This window comes from Wolbachia endosymbiont of Dipetalonema caudispina, assembly GCF_013365495.1.
Classification (GTDB): Bacteria; Pseudomonadota; Alphaproteobacteria; order Rickettsiales; family Anaplasmataceae; genus Wolbachia.
Genome location: NZ_CP046580.1, coordinates 771558 through 789779 on the forward strand (window position 1 = coordinate 771558; position 18222 = coordinate 789779).

13 protein-coding genes are annotated in these 18222 nt (G+C 27.2%); 7 read left to right on the plus strand and 6 right to left on the minus strand.

Annotated elements, in window-relative coordinates; all coding sequences use genetic code 11:
• Nucleotides 1-130 precede the first annotated feature (130 nt).
• The 3 genes from GOY14_RS02985 (at nucleotide 131) to ftsH (ending at nucleotide 3897) form a co-directional block, all read left to right on the plus strand.
• A complete protein-coding gene (locus GOY14_RS02985; RefSeq protein WP_175809788.1) occupies nucleotides 131-610 on the plus strand; it encodes an OmpA family protein in 480 nt (159 codons plus the stop codon).
• A 138-nt stretch (nucleotides 611-748) separates the two neighbouring features.
• On the plus strand, nucleotides 749-2056 hold the full coding sequence (gene tilS, locus GOY14_RS02990; RefSeq protein WP_175809789.1) for a tRNA lysidine(34) synthetase TilS: 1308 nt from the start codon (nucleotides 749-751) through the stop codon (nucleotides 2054-2056).
• 11 nt (nucleotides 2057-2067) lie between these two features.
• The gene (gene ftsH, locus GOY14_RS02995; RefSeq protein WP_175809790.1) at nucleotides 2068-3897 is read left to right on the plus strand and encodes an ATP-dependent zinc metalloprotease FtsH; all 1830 of its coding nucleotides are present in this window, start codon (nucleotides 2068-2070) and stop codon (nucleotides 3895-3897) included.
• A 1911-nt stretch (nucleotides 3898-5808) separates the two neighbouring features.
• Here ftsH and GOY14_RS03000 read toward each other — a convergent pair.
• From GOY14_RS03000 to GOY14_RS03010, 3 genes are all read right to left on the minus strand, one after another.
• On the minus strand, nucleotides 5809-6432 hold the full coding sequence (locus GOY14_RS03000; protein ID WP_175809791.1) for an SURF1 family protein: 624 nt from the start codon (nucleotides 6430-6432) through the stop codon (nucleotides 5809-5811).
• 334 nt (nucleotides 6433-6766) lie between these two features.
• Nucleotides 6767-7261 (minus strand): RDD family protein, encoded by a 495-nt coding sequence (locus tag GOY14_RS03005; protein WP_175809792.1) that lies wholly within the window; start codon nucleotides 7259-7261, stop codon nucleotides 6767-6769.
• 6 nt (nucleotides 7262-7267) lie between these two features.
• On the minus strand, nucleotides 7268-7909 hold the full coding sequence (locus tag GOY14_RS03010) for an HAD family hydrolase (protein ID WP_175809793.1): 642 nt from the start codon (nucleotides 7907-7909) through the stop codon (nucleotides 7268-7270).
• Between the two features lie 1435 nt (nucleotides 7910-9344).
• On the opposite strand from GOY14_RS03010, the gene htpG reads away from it, so the two are divergent.
• From htpG to hemA, 3 genes are all read left to right on the plus strand, one after another.
• Nucleotides 9345-11243: a molecular chaperone HtpG gene (gene htpG / locus GOY14_RS03015; RefSeq protein WP_410543575.1), complete on the plus strand. Its 1899-nt coding sequence runs from the start codon at nucleotides 9345-9347 to the stop codon at nucleotides 11241-11243.
• A 770-nt stretch (nucleotides 11244-12013) separates the two neighbouring features.
• Nucleotides 12014-12772: a TomO hydrophobic C-terminal domain-containing protein gene (locus tag GOY14_RS03020; protein WP_175809795.1), complete on the plus strand. Its 759-nt coding sequence runs from the start codon at nucleotides 12014-12016 to the stop codon at nucleotides 12770-12772.
• 62 nt (nucleotides 12773-12834) lie between these two features.
• On the plus strand, nucleotides 12835-14037 hold the full coding sequence (gene hemA / locus GOY14_RS03025; RefSeq protein ID WP_175809796.1) for a 5-aminolevulinate synthase: 1203 nt from the start codon (nucleotides 12835-12837) through the stop codon (nucleotides 14035-14037).
• Here the strand turns inward: hemA and GOY14_RS03030 are convergent.
• From GOY14_RS03030 to rimM, 3 genes are all read right to left on the minus strand, one after another.
• Complete coding sequence (locus GOY14_RS03030; RefSeq protein WP_175809797.1) at nucleotides 14034-14726, minus strand: inositol monophosphatase family protein; 693 nt, start codon at nucleotides 14724-14726, stop codon at nucleotides 14034-14036. The two genes, hemA and GOY14_RS03030, sit on opposite strands and share 4 nt — an antisense overlap.
• A gap of 9 nt (nucleotides 14727-14735) precedes the next feature.
• Nucleotides 14736-15302, minus strand: a complete 567-nt coding sequence (gene efp / locus GOY14_RS03035) for an elongation factor P (RefSeq protein WP_175809798.1) — start codon at nucleotides 15300-15302, stop codon at nucleotides 14736-14738.
• A 62-nt stretch (nucleotides 15303-15364) separates the two neighbouring features.
• Entirely contained in the window at nucleotides 15365-15874 is a 510-nt protein-coding gene (gene rimM / locus GOY14_RS03040; protein ID WP_175809799.1) for a ribosome maturation factor RimM, read from the minus strand.
• A 1393-nt stretch (nucleotides 15875-17267) separates the two neighbouring features.
• Here rimM and bcp point away from each other — a divergent pair.
• Nucleotides 17268-17741, plus strand: coding sequence for a thioredoxin-dependent thiol peroxidase (gene bcp, locus GOY14_RS03045; RefSeq protein WP_175809800.1), 474 nt, complete (start codon nucleotides 17268-17270; stop codon nucleotides 17739-17741).
• Nucleotides 17742-18222 lie beyond the last annotated feature (481 nt).

An 18222-nucleotide genomic window follows, 5' to 3' on the forward strand; every position in this document is an offset into this window, starting at 1 on the left:
AATGAACAATCGCAAGATTATAAAAAGTACTTAGCATTTTATTTTTCTTGACTATATTCTAGTATAAAGAGATTATCAATTACTAAAATTCAAAGCCATACACTATATTTAAATTTATGGAGGTTTAATAATGTGGAGTAGATTAGTTGTGATGTGTTGTTTTTGTTTACTGCTTACTGGTATAAGCTCTTGCCAAAAAAAAGAAGTAACTACAATAAACAAAACAAATTTTTTTGTCAAACAGATGAACGAAAAAAGAGTTTTTTTTGGTTATGATAAATTTAATATCGATGAAGCAGGTGCTGATGTATTGCTTGATGTAATAAAAGTATTACAACACAACCCTGATATAAAGGTTACTGTAACTGGTCATACCGATAATCGTGGTTCTTATGAATACAATGTTGCATTAGGTGAAAGAAGGGCAGACGCAGCCAAAAAATTCATGGTTAGTTGTGCACCTTACCTAGAAAATAGAATAAAAACTGCTTCCAAAGGTGAAACCGAGCCTTTGGTTTATGTGCAAGATGATTCTAAAAATTCTAAGTATGAAAAACAACATGCTAAAAACCGTAGAGTGGAGTTTTTATTTTCTGAAACAAATAAATAATCTTACTTTGAAAAACTAGATCCCAGTGTTAAAATACACTGGGATTACTTTAAAAAGCATATTAATATGATTAAACTTAAAAAATCCCCTCACTTCATTGTACTGGATGACTCAACCAAAAAGATTTGAGAAAATAAAATGAAATTAGAATTATTTTTTCAAAATATAATTAGAAGTGTCATTACTCACAATAATAAAGTTGCAGTTGCAGTATCAGGGGGGGTAGACAGTATAACACTACTGCATTTAATGATTAGCTGGACACAAAAAAGACAATGTTCACCCCCTGTAGTATTAACAGTAAACCATGGATTACGTCCAGAATCTAAAAAAGAAGCTGATTTTGTTCTAAATTATGCAAAAAAACTTGGAATAAGAGAATCATTTATATTAAACTGGGAAAAACAAAAAAACGTCAAAGGTAATATTCAATCGCAAGCACGAAAAGCACGATATAAATTGTTAACAGAATGGTGTAAAAATAATAATATCAAGTATTTACTCATTGCACATCATAAAGACGATCAAGCAGAAACATTTTTATTGAAGCTTGAACGTGGTAGCGGCATGGATGGATTATCATCTATGGATTGTAGTTTTTTTTTTAATGGTATTAATATATTGAGGCCATTATTAAACCTTAGTCGTAACGAAATAGAAAAATATGCAAATTTTCATCAGCTAAAATGGATTGAAGATAAAAGTAATCAAAATCTAAAATATAGGCGTACGTTACACCGTAATTTGCTCAAAGCAAGTGATGACCATAAGCTCCTAACAGAACGAATATGTCTCACAGCTTTTCATATAAAAAGAGCTGTAAAAGCACTAATGCATTACACCCGTCTTGCATTTAATGACTGTGTTAACTTTAACAATCTTGGATATATTGAAATCATACTAAGTAAATTCTACAAATTGCCAGAAGAAATAGCTTTAAGATTACTTCTTTACTCTATAATGGTAATCAGCAGCAAACACTATAAACCAAGATATAACAGTCTTATAGCAATATTTAACAAAATATTACAAAAGGATACCAATGTTCAATGTACGCTTTTTGAATGTAAAATAAAGAAATATAAAGAAAACATATTGATAATTAGAGAATCATCAAAAATAAAAAAAGAAGTACTTATAAACTTACCATTAGATGGTCCTATTAAATGGGATAATAGATTTAGCTGCACAATACTTGGAGGAGGAAATCAGGGGTGTTCAGTAACTATTGTGCCACTAAAGAAAACACAAAAAATCCCTCAATTCTTAAAAGATTATAATTGCTCTTTTGAAGTTTTTTATTCCCTACCTGTGATAGAAAAAAACGGAAAGGTACTGGCTTATCCACATATAAATTATGATGAAAAAAGTATTAATAATAATAAGATGCAATTCATTGCTAATAGTATAATAAAACAAAATCTGGTAAGCTTAATTAATGTCTAGTTAAAATAACAATGAAAAAATTTCTAGAAGGCTTATTAATTTGGTTAGTAATAGTTGTACTTATTTCAGTTGCTTATATTCAATTTAGTGGAAATATAGGTAAAAGTAAAACAACTATACCTTTTTCAGAATTTCTAACCAAACTAGAAGACGACGATATAGAAAACGTTACCATAAGAAACCAGAGCATTGAAGGCAAATTTAAAGATGGATCAAGCTTTCATTCAAGCAGCATTATATACAGTGACTTAATAAAAAACTTACACGACAGAAAGGTAAAATTTTCTTTCTCAACTGGAGATTCTGCAATGAGTATTATTGGTGGACTACTCATTCAATGGATCCCAACATTTATCTTTATTGGCTTATTACTCTTCCTCTTAAAACAAACACAAGCAGGAGGCAATAGAACCATAAGCTTTGGCAAATCAAAAGCTAGATTGATGACTACTGGAAAAAAAGTAACATTTGATGATGTAGCCGGAATTGATGAAGCAAAAGAAGAGCTAGTAGAAATTGTTGATTTTCTCAAACAAAGACAAAAATTTCAAGTATTAGGTGGGAAAATACCAAAAGGATGCCTTTTAATTGGCTCTCCTGGAACCGGTAAAACCTTACTCGCTCGTGCAATTGCAGGCGAAGCCAATGTACCATTCTTTAGTATTTCTGGATCTGATTTTGTTGAAATGTTTGTTGGTGTCGGTGCAAGCCGTGTTCGTGATATGTTCGATCAAGGCAAAAAAAATGCTCCTTGTATAATCTTTATAGATGAAATAGATGCAGTAGGTAGACACCGCGGTATTGGCCTTGGTGGAGGCAATGACGAGAGAGAACAAACATTAAATCAGTTACTAGTTGAAATGGATGGCTTTGAATCTAACGAAGGTGTAATAATAGTAGCAGCAACTAACCGCCCAGATGTTTTAGATCCTGCATTGCTTAGACCTGGTCGTTTTGATCGACAGATCACTATTTCTTTACCCGATATAAATGGACGTGAAAAAATATTAAACACTCATATAAAAAAGATATCAATAGCACCAGATGTAAACGTAAAAATAGTTGCAAGAGGAACACCTGGGTTTTCAGGAGCTGATTTAGCAAACTTAGTGAATGAATCTGCACTCATTGCTGCAAGAAGAAACAAAAAAATTGTTACTATGGATGATTTTGAATATGCACGTGACAAGGTAATGATGGGTGTAGAAAGGCGCTCCTTAGTTATGACAGAAGAAGAAAGAAAACTAACTGCATATCATGAAGCTGGGCATGCAATAATTGCAGTTAACATGCCTGCTTCTGATCCAATACATAAAGCAACCATAATCCCAAGAGGTAGAGCTTTAGGTTTAGTTATGAGATTACCAGAAACAGATAGAGTATCTCACACAAGAGAAAAGATGATAGCAGATATTACCGTAGCTATGGGTGGAAGAGTTGCAGAAGAGTTAATTTTTGGTTACGGTAAAGTTACAAGCGGTGCATCTTCAGATATAAAACAAGCATCTGATCTATCACGTGCCATGGTAACAAAATGGGGAATGAGTGATAAAATAGGACCTATATATCACAACCGTGAACAAAATGTATATAGTTCTGACGTAATTTCTGAAGATACCCTAAAGCTCATAGATGAAGAAGTAAAAAGAATTATATCTTTATGTTATGAAAAGGCAAAAGATATCTTAATTAAATGCCGCAAAGATCTAGAACTCATTGCTGAAAATTTGTTAGAGTTTGAAACTTTAACCGGAGATGAAATCAAAGATATCTTAAATGGAAAAAAGATCATAAAAAATGAAAATGAGAGTAAAGAAAAAGTAAGAAAATCTTCTCTATAGCAAAACAATTGTACTAACAGGTTTAATTTTATCTAATATAGCTAAAAGATTTAATTTTTTTAACTTTCTTAGCTAAAGACATACAAAGTTTTTCAATTAATTTATTATTCATTAATGATTATTTTATAATAAATAATATACAGTGATTAACTTTTTTATTATTTAGTTACCATAATTAGCAGTATAGAAAAACTCTCTTAAGATTAAGAGAATCTTTTAAATATAATATTAAAACCTCTAAAAAATATCTAATAATATATCCTTCAATTTTCATAAGTTCAATTCTGCTATAAGTTATTCCATATAATTTATATAAATACCTTTTAGGTATTAAAAGCTTACATAAATACTATAAATGTTAATATTTTCTTTAAAAGAAGAAACAAATTAATTTGAATAGTCAATTTACATCACTTTACCAATCAATTCTATAATAATTTTATCAAACCAAAAGTATAGATAAATAGTAAAACTTGTACTTATTAAGAGATAATTTCTAAATTCCTAGAGAATACCTTCCAATTCTTAAACAAAAAAAATTTATTAAAACAATGTGTTTCTGATACTTCCTATTTTCAATATAAAAAACATACAATAAGAATCAGTATTATAAAAAATATAGCTTCCATATCTCGATTAAGTAGCTATCAAAACTTTAGTTAAATATTAAAAAAAGAATAGTAAAACAATGACAATTTAAAATGTTTACCATAGATAATAACTTTTTTAAAACCAAGAAACTTCTAAAAAGAATTTAAAACTTACCCTACTAACCTACAACACAACTTTTAAAAAAGCTAAAAATTTATCAATCTTTAAATCTATCATAATTTAAGTTTACAAAATCTAAATACACATAACTAAAAAAATAGTATATATAATAATAAAAACACTTCTTCCTCTAAAAAAATTAAATTAATACATACTATACTCCATAATACACTAACTAAAAATTAATGTACAGTATTCTTTGTACTTATACTTCTTTGCTTATAAAGATTAAAAAAACATAATTACTAAAATAAAATTTTAAAATTTTGTAAAATATATTCTCTTCAAAAAAAGATTCATTAACCTTTTTTGAAAAACTAATCTTACTTGAGTATATACTATATTTAACTTTAAATAATATTTCATTACTGACAATTAGTTAAAATACTATAAGACCTAATTTTATAACTAAAAGCCAAATAGCAATATCCTATAGATACATAAATAAATACTTAACAATATTTTCATAATAATTGTTTCTTAAAATATCTTAACACCTAACCTATCATCACCAAGAAAATTAGATAAACTCTTCAAAAGCCCTTTCAAAACCTAAAACTACAATTTAAAATATAGAAACTAAGTTTCTCATTTCAATTGTTGACTCTATACAAAAAGCAAAACAGCAAAAAAATACTCTTTCAATCATATGAACAAAACACCTACCTCAATAATAAAATAATACAAAAATAAATTTTAAATTACTTATTTAAAAAGCTTGCTAACTCCCTTTACATACAAGAAAAGTAATTGCTATTTATAATTTATAAAAAATAAAAATATTATATAGCTTATGTTTTGCTTAAAAGCATAATGTACACTTCATATTCTCAAAAAGTTTTACTTTTATTCATACAAATAAAAATATATTCTATCTTTTTAAAAAAGCAAAAAACATTACCTAAAACTCGAAAAGTAAATAAATAACTTATTTTTACTTTTTTTTCATTTATAAAACTTCTTAAATACTAAAGTAACTTATATATTATATTCATCTCTATGATAAATAATACTATTTCACAGTACTTGACACTGAAATTTTATATCTTTTCTAGATTCTAGATTTAGCACACCTAGATAATACCATCTATTTTTTAATTCTTATTACTGACAATTTATAACATCTTCTAAAGATAGATATTAATTGCTTGAATAACATTTATTTTGCCTATAATAGATTATATATATAATTAACCAAATCAAAAAAAGTACAAACCAAGTTATTGCATACTCTAAATGTTTCACCGGCTGCATAGTTAACTTATTACTAAAATCTTCTTGCCACAACATACACTTTTCTAGCTTAATACCGAGCTCATCAGAAATTTCTTCTATACTTAATGTAAACCACATATTCAAAGCAGCATCATTCTTAATTAACCAACCTTTGCCTTTAACATTATCACAATACAAAATTCCATTCACAACTACCCTTTCACTTCTTGTTCTTTTCTTTTTTCTTTCTTTAACAATTCCTTCATTTACCAACATATAATATCCAGTAGTAAGTATCATAGGAGACAATATGTAATAGCCATGTCGTCCTGCAAAAACATATAATTCCATATCACTGAGAATGCCATCAATCTTAACACGTCTATAGTTAAATTTTGCAAAATCATCATTAAATAATAAATGAACAACTGGAAGACTCATACTTTTAATAATATTACTTTTCCAATATAATCTATATAATTGCCATAACCCTAACGAAAAGAAAAGCAAACAAGGTATAATTAAAATGAATATTACCCTTTTCAACACTATATCTACTTCTCAAGAAATTTTTACTATCTAGTTAATAAGATCACCTGTTCTTTAATCTATAAAAGTCCTTCCTCAAACTTTGAAATAATTCTTCTAATAATATTATGCAATAACTTTTTTGTCACTCCCCTTACATTCAAAATTCTTCCAAGTTCGCTTTTATCAACTTTTTACAAGTTCATAACCCCATTTCTATATAAAATACAAACAAATATAAAATACTGCATACAAAAGCTAACCCACTATAGTAATTCACTATTTTTCTACTCATAATTTCCTTAGTTTAATTTACTAATATAATATAATCTTCTAACAATAAAGATTATACTAATTATTTAATAGCTCCTTTCACGACAATTATGTCAAATAGTATATCATGACATGTCTGCTTTTTTTTAGAAAAGCAAGCTACTAAATACCAACAAAAAGTAAGTAACATTATAATTACTTCCAACATATTTAAAACGGTTACTAATTTTTCCTGGCTTTGAAAAAGCTCGACAAGGATAATTATCACGTTATTCAATAAAGGAAGAAAAAACTGAGAGATACTTTTATCAAACGCTAAAATCAAACCTATCTTAGAACCGTCTAAACTCATAGTATGTATATTCATCAATTGTTGACCTGGAGTTGCTTGAGCCGACGAAGATATAAAATATGTGAAGTAACTACAATTTATACATATATATAATAAATATAAAATCAATGGAAAATCCTTTAATAAAAGTACAATTAATAAAATTGGAATTAATAAAATTGCTATATCTAGTAAATACGCGCAAAAGCGCCTTTGTATACTAGCAATCTCTGTAACAGTGTTCATTATTATTTATCTATCTTTTAAATATTTTATTATGAAGTCTGTAAGTTTATCAAAATGTTGAAAACACAACAAATCTTCATAGCCATTTATCGATTGGCCATATATAATCGGTAAACAATTGGCATTTTGTGCACACAAAATATCTACGATGCTATCACCAATAAAAAATACATTTTCTCTACTTATAGGTAAAATACTCTTTTCCAATGCAAACAATAATGGAATTGCAGATGGTTTATCTTCTGCTGTATCACATGAACCCACTATTCTTTCAAAATAAGAGTCCAATTTAAAATAGGCTACTTCTTTACGCAAATTAATATTCTTCTTATTACTAACTATTGCTAAGTAAACATTGTGACTTTTTAACTTCTGTAACATTTCTCCTACTCCCTGATTCAAAGTAATATTTTGCAATAATGCATTATCTAAATATTGCTGGTATATCTGATTTGCTTTTTCCCACTGATCACCAAACAAATTAACCATGTAACTTTTTCTTGATTCATGAGAATTCCTATCATTAGTAGCTTTACCACTATAACCCATTGATGTTAAGGTATACTTAATGGCATTAGAAATATTATCTTGAGTATTAACTAAAGTATTATCCCAATCAAATACTACTGCTAATGAGCTATTTTTCATCCCTACATTGTTACGTACTTTGGATTAATAAGTAAACAACATTTTGACAAAAAAAATAAACAGGAAATTTTTAATGAAAATAAAAGTATTATTTATTTAAACTGTACTAATTATTTCCCATATAATAGCAATATAATAGTTTTATCACTTAATAGAAAAGTTGTGTAGATACAATTCGAAAAAATACTTCAAAAAAAATATTAATCAATTAAAACTATTTCCTAACGTCTTTTAATGTAATTTTTTAAAACTTATTAAAAAAAATCTTACCTTGTAACAAAAATTCTAAAGCGTATTAAAATAAAGAATATTTTAAAATAAAGTAAAAAATTAAAGACGATAAAAAATATATAACCTTTAAAATCAATGCAGTAATCAAAATAAAAAACCTGATATACTCTATATAAATTAAAAGCCAAAATAATTTAATTATACTAATTAAGTATCCAACTATAAAAAAGTGTCAGTTACCCCTGACTTAAACCTTTACATAAATAAACAAGCAATAATCTAGATTTGAAAATCACATAATAATCCATATTCTTAAAAAAACAGCAGCAATCTTAAAAAACTTATTTACTATACAAAGTGAACAACCTGAACTAAGATATATAAAACTTTCAAAGCTTCTATGTAAATGACTACTTTATTAGAATATAATGTTAATTTTGTCCAAGAAATTCCTTTAAAAATACAAAGCTTAAACAACAGATAAGAAGAATAATGCACACAAAAAACCAAAAATAGGTTCTTTAATTTTCTAACGTGACTTTTTATTATAAATAAATTAAAAAAACTTTTTAATTAAAATAAAAATAGTTTTATTTAAAGAATAATCCTACTACAAAATAGTTACTCAAAAAATATAGCGAATAATAAATGTAATAAATATTGATCAAGCTTTTTTTTTCATAAAACTTCAACAAGAAAAGACCTAATTCTTTAAAATCAGAAAAAGCTCTTAAGTGAAAACTTTCACATTTAAATTACATATGACTACTTGTAAAAAAGTGGAATTTATTAAGATAGAATTTTTTCAAACATTACCAATATAATAATTCAATATTAAGTGAGAAATATTACCCAATCTAAAAATTCCTTTACTTAAAAAGTCACAGCCCACAATAGTTATCAAAAAAGTAAGTACTTTGATAAAGTTTCAGTTAAAACAAAAAAACATAAACGAGATTAGAAGTAACAAAAAAAATCTCAGAATTAAGTAATGTATCTATTTACTCTTAAAATAAAGAAGCAAACAATAAAATCATAAAAGACATAATTAATTCACTTTATAATTAAAAGTATTATCAAACTAAATTATACAACTACAACATATACTATATCCATAGGTTAATTAATTTTGGTGTAAGTAACCTTGAAAGAGTGAAGCTTAATACTTAAATCATTAAATAGTAAGTTAATAATGGAGTCTACAGTGCATAACGTACAAGAAACTGAAAATTTTAAATTTGATGCTGAAATAGAAAAAGTACTAAATATAGTAATTCACTCACTCTATACTAATAAAGAAATTTTTTTACGTGAATTAATATCAAATGCATCTGATGCATGTGATAAATTACGTTACGAATCTCAATTAAATCCTAACTTACTCGATTCAAATGATGAATTAAAAATTACCATTAGTGTTAATAAAGATAAGAATGAGTTATATATAACTGACAACGGTATTGGAATGAACCGACAGGATTTAATAGATAACCTTGGTACAATTGCTAGCTCTGGTACACAAAAATTTCTAGAAGCAATTAAAAGTAGCAAAGATTCAAGTCAAACTGTAGAACTTATTGGAAAATTTGGTGTGGGTTTCTACTCAAGCTTCATGGTTGCTTCAGAAGTAATAGTTGAATCTCGAAAGGCGGGAGAAAAAGAATCTTGGAATTGGAAATCTAAAGGAGATGGAAAATATTCAATCAATAAATCAAATAATCAAATTATTCGTGGAACTAAAATCACTTTAGTTGTACATCCTGAAGACAATGAGTTCTTAGATAAGTTTCGTATTGAAAATATTGTTACTACTTATTCGGATCACATCAACTCTCCCATCGAATTTATAAACGAAGAAGGAAAAAGTGAAAAATTAAATAGTAAAGCTGCAATTTGGACTAAGCAAAAAAATGATATTACTCAAGAAAAGCACAACGATTTCTTTCGAAGTGTTGCACATGTTGGTGGTGAACCTTGGATGATATTACATAATAAAAATGAAGGAGCAATAGAATATACAAATTTACTTTATATTCCCTCTATCAAACCCTTTGATTTATTTCATCCAGACAGGCGTTGTTCTGTAAAATTATATGTAAATAAAGTATTTATTACTGAAGACAATGTACAAATTATACCGCAGTATTTACGGTTTTTAAAAGGCATTGTTGACTCACCAGATTTACCTCTCAATATCAACAGAGAAACTTTACAGAATAATCGTGTTGTTGATCAAATTAAAAAATCTCTTACTAAACGAGTAATATTTGAACTTGGTAAAAAGGCACAAGAGAATTTAGAAGAATATACAAAATTTTGGAGTAACTTTGGTGCAGTACTAAAAGAAGGTCTTTGTGAAGCTATGCCAATTGACGAAAGAGAAGCATTACTTTCAATTTGCAGATTTCATAGTACTAGCAATGATAAACTAGTCAGTATTGATGATTATATAAGCAGAATGAAACCTGAGCAAGAATATATCTATTATCTTACAGGAAATAGCTTAGATTCTGTAAAATATAGTCCACAACTTGAAGGATTTGTCAGTAAAGGATTGGAGGTTATCTTACTTATCGATCCGGTAGATGATTTCTGGACTAGCGTAATCCATGATTATAAAAATCAAAAGTTTAAGTCTGTAACTCGCGCTGATGTTGATCTAGAAAAATTTTCTCTAAGAGAAAAAGACAAAGATAATAAATCAGATGAGATAAAGAATGAAACAAATACAGAATCTATATTGCAATATTTTACCAAAGTCCTTGGTAATTCAGTAAAAAGCATAAAAATTTCCAAAAAATTGACTGACAGTCCCGTATGCCTAGCAGTAGATGAAGGCACTATGGACCTTAGAATGGAACGTTTTTTGCGTGAACAAAAACAACTAAATTATCGTACGCCAAAGGTACTTGAAATTAACACCAAGCACCCTATAATAAAAAATATAGCGAAATCTCATGCTAAAAATGGTGAAAATCAGATATTAGAAGACATGATTCACTTACTGTTTTACCAAGCCTGTATTATGGAAAATGAAGAGATAGATAACGTGAACCTATTCGCTAAGAGACTGAACAACTTGCTTAGCAAGATTCTTATTTAGTATCTCCTTTTCAAGGGGAAAACATTTTGTAAAATTATTTAGGTATTGTCACCAAAAAAAAATCCTAAAAAAAATAATACCAAGAATAAGTTATTTAAAGACTTAAATCTCAAAAAAAGAATTACAAATCTAAAAAAACAAAAGAATATTATTTGTCCAATTCTAACATTGAAAAAAATAATAAAAAATCTAAAATTTTATAATAAGCCAAGAGATATTAATACTTTCTAAGAATACACATAAATCTGAATACATTAATTAATGACTTTGAATATACTCTAAAAATTTAAAGTTTATACCTAAACATAATTAAATTATAGAATTTATAAATCTAAATTATTTAGAGATACATAATTTTCTAGAAAAAGAATGATAATAATAAAAAAATAATAACTTATCACAGAAGTACATTACATTAATAAAAGTATAAAGTAAAATTAAATATTCATGATATTACTTTCTTTATCAAGATATTATTTATCATAGAAATAACACGCAGAGAAACTATGAAACTGAAGATACTGTTTTCCCTTTTTTTAAATAAACATTAAACCTATACACAACTGTGTGTAAAACAAAAATACTCCATAATGTCAGTAAATAAATTTATATATCTTAAAACAAACAAAAGTAAATAATAGAAAGTAAAATTTCAAAATATCAATAGTCACATAGCTAGAAAAATACTATAGACAAAAAAAAAATATTATAAATAATTGAGAGAGGGCTTCAATACTGAAGTCTATTAGCAATAATTACAAGAGGGTGAAATGTGTAAAAGCAAAAAGAAAAAAAATCATAGTAGTAAACCACCTAACATTCAAAGACAAGAAGTTCTTGAAACTCAAGTTCCAGAACAAATAGGTGTCACTCAAAATGAAGAAGCTTCTTTAAACATACAAAAAACTCATAACAACCGTAATATTCCCATTTCACAAAACGATAACCAAAAAAAACACGCTTTTTTTAATCAACCTATCGAACAAATAAAAAATGAGTTAGGTCATGAAAACAAAAACAGTCAACTAGATTCACCAGAAAGTTCTATGAATAGTGATCGAAGTCACAGCAGCAGTTCTTTCAGTGCAATTGATGTACCAAGTGATAACGGCTGCTCCCCATTTGAGAATATAGACAAAGGTGAAAATGCTTCTATTTCTGAAAGGAGTAGCCCGCAAGACACACAACTAAAAAAACAGAGCTATCAATATTGGCGACATCATGATCAACATAAATACTATCTAGCAATTAACAACAAAAATTTTGAGCAAGCAACAAATAACAGTATTTCACAAAATATAAAAAACAATAACTTGCATACTATAGTTGTCTCCATATTAGCAACAGCTGGAATAGCTCTAGGAGTGTCTACTGCAGTTCAGTTAGAAATATCAATAGTGAGAATAGCAATTGGAGCCTGTTGCTTAGTTGCTGCTGCAGCTATGTACTATAGTATGCCTAAAAGTTTAGTTGAAAACAGTAAAGTTGAAGAGGTTAGTAAAAAATGGCTGACTACTGTTATACCATAAATAAATGTGTGCTACTACTAAATAATTTATTATAATTTCATTAGCCATTAATAGAGAAACATTTGGTAGATTACGAAGAAATATTTTTAAATAGAATAAAAGATATAAAAGAGGAAGGACGTTACCGTGAATTTATGCATTTTGCATCATTGCCTGGTAGATTTCCTTATGTTATGGATTATGAAAGAAATAGAGAAGTAGTTGTCTGGTGCAGTAATAATTATCTAGGAATGTCACAAAATAAAAATGTAATTTCTGCTATTCAAAACTCATCAATTGGAGCAGGAGGAACAAGAAATATATCTGGTACAACAAAAGAGGTAGTTGAACTCGAGAAATCCTTAGCCTGTCTGCATAATAAAAAAGCTGCCTTAACTTTTGCTTGTGGTTACCTTGCTAACCAGACAACACTTAGCACTTTATCATCAGTTATTCCTGACGTAGTATTTTTTTCAGATGAAAAAAATCATTCTTCAATGATAGAAGGTATAAAGTCAGGAAAAAGGCCAAAGTATATATTTAAACACAATAACATTGATCATTTAGAACAACTATTAAAGTCTGTAGATAAAAAAACGCCCAAGATAATTGCATTCGAATCCATATATTCAATGGATGGAGACATAGCACCACTGAAAGAAATATGCGACCTAGCAGAGAAATACAATGCAATTACCTATTCAGATGAAGTACATGCAGTTGGCATGTATGGTTCACATGGGGGCGGAATTGCAGAAAAAGAAGGTTTGATGGATAGAGTAACTATTATTCAAGGTACATTATCAAAAGCCTTTGGAGTGATGGGCGGGTATATAGCATCTTCAAAGAGCTTAGTAGATGTAATCAGAAGTTCTGCTCCAGGATTTATTTTTACCACTGCTATTTCACCAGCTTTAGCAGCTGCAGCAAAAGCAAGCATTGAGTACCTAAAATCAAGTAATATTGAAAGAGAAAAACAAAAACAAGTTGTTGAAAAAGTAAAAAACTCATTAAAAAATGCGAGAATTAATCTTATTCCAACAAAAACTCATATAATCCCAATAATAATTGGTGATCCAGAATTATCTAAAAAAGCATCAAAATTGCTATTCGATGAACATGGAATATATGTGCAACACATAAACTACCCGACTGTTCCAAGAGGAACTGAGCGCTTTCGTATTACTCCTACACCCTATCATACCGATGAAATGATGGAACACCTAACAGAATCTCTTGTAAAAGTTTTTAAGAAATTATCTATTTCTATAGATTACTTATGCTAGTTTATATTTCCTGCAACAATTAATCCATTATCCTCTACTACCAGCCCCCCTCCACTTTCTTGAAGAAAGAGTCTACCAAGTAAAACTTTATATTTATTAACCCTAGAATAAACTATTCCTCTATGTCTTCCTGCAGCAAGGTATGCAAAGCCTAAAACTGTCGAGCCTATAGAACGCACATTATCATTATTAGGCAATAATTTATCTAATAAATCACCACTAACATCTATTAAGCCCCCGTTACGACTTTTCATTCGCATTCTTATATGACGAAATCTAGAATCTTCAAGAAAAGCACCTTTTTTTTCTTCTGCCCAAAAAGTTTCTCTAAGTGCTGGAACATCAATTACAGCTGCCACAACTTTATTTCTATGAATTAGACAAATTGATACTGCAAAATAAACCATGCAACTAGAAAAATTCTCCTTACTTTCTATAGGCATAATAAACCAGGTATAAGTGTCCTCTTTTAATTCTTGATCAAGATCATCTTCAAAAAGAAAACCATAGCCTTGCCTATAATTGTACAAGCAACCACATATAGTTTGCTTAGATTTTAAATAAGTTTTATTAACAAAGTCATCAGACTTGACATTAGAGATCTGTAATTCACTAAAATCACGCATAAGCTGTTTAGAAGCACCTCGCACAGAATCAAGCATCACACTAATCCGTGGTGAAACAGGCATCCTATTCCCTTATTCTTTTACCCTCTCATAATAACTATCGTTAGGAGTATATATCACAACTTTATCTTCCTCTTTTATAAATTGAGGTACATTCACACGCATTCCATTTTCTAAAACTGCAGGCTTATAAGAAGAAGTAACAGTTTGTCCTTTAATGACAAACTCTGTTTCTTTTACAACCAATGTAACATAGTCAGGTATATGTATCGAAATTATTTTATCTTGATAAGTTATGACTTTTATTCTTATATTATCCTGCAAATAAATTTTTTTTTCTCCTAATAAATCTAAACCTAGAGTAATCTGCTCATAATTACTTGGATGCATAAGATAAATAATATCTCTTTCAGTAAAAAGGTAAATATATTCCTCTTCATCTAAAATAGCTCTTCTAATTGGAGCATCAGAGCGAAATCTTTCATAATATTTTGCTTTTGTTTGAATATTTCTTATTTTAGCTTGTATATATGCAACCCCTTTACCAGGTTGAGTGTGCATAACACTGAGAACCAAAAATAACCCACCGTTATGTTCTAATACTTGACCTGGCCTAATATCATTAGCTCTTTCTATCATAATTTTCTATTTTAGTTAATTTTATAATTATAAAATGCTTTTTATAAATATCAAAAACTTTATTAACCAATAAATTCTGGCATATTGAGAACTATGTAATTTCCCTTGATATCTATATATGGAAATATTTCCTTAATAAAAGGTAACATAATACTCTTTTTTGTACTAATAACCAATACCTTTAATATATCTCCTGAGCCAAAATTACATATAGATTTTACATATCCATATAGTTCATTATCTTCCTTTAGCCTTACCTGCATATCTATAAGGTCACTTTGATAAAATTCATCCTTATCATCTAATCTTGGCAACTTATCTCTTTCTATATACAATTTCTTATTTCTTAAAAGCTCTGCTTTACTACGAGAACTTATTCCATTTATTGAAGCTACTACTAAATTATCATCTATAATAAACATTGAGTCTATCTTATAATTCTCACTATTACTTATCACCTTATCATATAAAAAAAGATTCTCAGGTTTTTCAGTAAAAGTTTTTATTTTAATACTTCCCTTCACTCCATGAGGAGAAATAACTACCCCTAAACATATTAGATTATTGCCCATAGCTAATATAAGTTAAAAAACTTCTTAGAAAAATACCATTTCAAACCTTAATAATTTAATAAACTTCCTTTTTGATCATAACTAATAATAGTAGTAATTATCATAATAATCTTAACACTACCTTAATACTTAAACCTACTTTATTATATTAATTATACTTATACCAAAAAATTACCTCTTAACTCTCAACATAACTTTATATCACCATTATGAATATTAAGATTTTCATAATTTAGATCCTTTTCACTGCTGTATATAAGTAAGAAAAATTTCCTAAAAGCATTATAGTACATTAAAATTTAACTAAAATTAAATCTTTTTATTTTCTTAATAAACTCTAAATTTAAAACCTATACCTATCATTCGCAAAAATTTATAAAAAGTATAATATCAATAAAGCTACTACTATTTTCTACAAAATTACTGTATATTAAATATACTATAAATATTCATTATATAATATAATTACTCCTTTTTTAATTTAAGAATACCACTTAACATCAATTTAAATAATCAAAAGTATTAACAATTATTTCAAAGCAAAAATTTATATAGTATTATCGTCAATATAACATAAATAAACATCTTTACTATAAAAAATTTACATTAATAAAATAATAAAATGCAAAGAGATAATTATAAATTAATGTATACTTAAGTTCAATAATAACATTGAATATTTCTTTATCACAACTCAATTTAAGATTAAAAAAGTATTAAAAATAATATACTAGAAAAATACTACTATTCAACAATAAAAAGCATCTAGATACAAGAACTAACCATGTAAATTATGATAAATGCACACACATTATTCAAATAGCTACAAATCAAAAAGCTAATTTAGACCATTTTAGTAAACTAAAGCAAAAAACAAAATGAATCCAAACAAAATAACAAATTTATAACTTAATATATTTTATTTACACCAAAAAAATAGAAACTAGTTCAAAGAAAAAAAATATACCTGTAACAACTATTGTCATTTATAAGTTATAAAAAAAGTAATATACATTATGATAGCTTTACATTAAACTCATTAAAAAATGAATGAAATAATAATTTAAATTATAAAGATATATTATTCAATTAATTTAGATAACAAAACAAAAATGATACAGTACATACAGAAGGACTATGTCTCTTAGCAAGAAGATCAGAATATAAAAATCAAGAATAAATATTAAGATTACCTACTGCTTGACAAAAAATCACTAAGTTAATAATGAACCTTTAATATCAAAATGAAATAAAACTTGATACTAATAAAATTAAATTTCTTTATATAAAAAAAGTAAATACATAAAAAATTAATTGACTTTCAATTAATTTTTTTTTAACTTAAGCTATTATACATATAAAATGTATCATAATAAGTCCATAAAAAAACAAGATGAAATTAACAGTAGGAAATAACGCACCAGACTTTAGCCTACCAACAGACTCTGGTGAAAACTTATCACTAAGTAATTTCTTTGACAAAAAAAACGTAGTTCTTTATTTTTACCCTAAAGATGATACCCCAGGTTGTACTATAGAAGCAAAAGATTTCAAGGATAAAATAAATGATTTTTCTTCTTTTGATACAGTAATAATTGGTGTATCAAAAGATAGTATTAAATGCCACGCAAATTTTAAAGCAAAATATTCATTACCATTCTATTTAGTTTCTGACGAAAATATTGAAATACTAGAAAAATATGGTGTTTGGGTAGAAAAGAGCATGTTCAGTAAAAAGTATATGGGAATAGAACGTACTACTTTTTTAATAAATAAAAAAGGGAAAATAGTTAATATTTGGAAAAATGTAAAAGTCAACAAACATGTCGATAAAGTTCTAGAGCAAGTTAAAAAAATAAAAATTTAAAAACTACTTGAGTTAATAATGATTTATCTTTACATATAAGAAATCAAGCTACATAATTTTTTAATCTTTTAGCTTAAAAATTATTCAAATAATAATTTAATTATAATCCACTTAAGATAATACTAGTAAGGTTATATCATTAATAATATGAGCTTCAATAGTTTTATCACCATTAGCAAAACTAATTAATATCCAGTTTATCATTTATAATAAAGTTCTTATAACACTAAAAAATAATCGCACTCCTCAAAAAAAAGTTAATCTCATATAATAAAAATTAATCAAACCTTGAATCAATAACTAGAGATAAAATTAATATTTTAATTTCTACAAAAATTAAACTATATAACTTCATAGCTAATATCATCATGGCAAAATCAGCAACAGTAAATTTTTTCAAAATTTACCCAGTTACCATTTAATACTGATAAAATAAGTACTTACAGCATCACACTACCATAATAATTTCTACAATAAACAA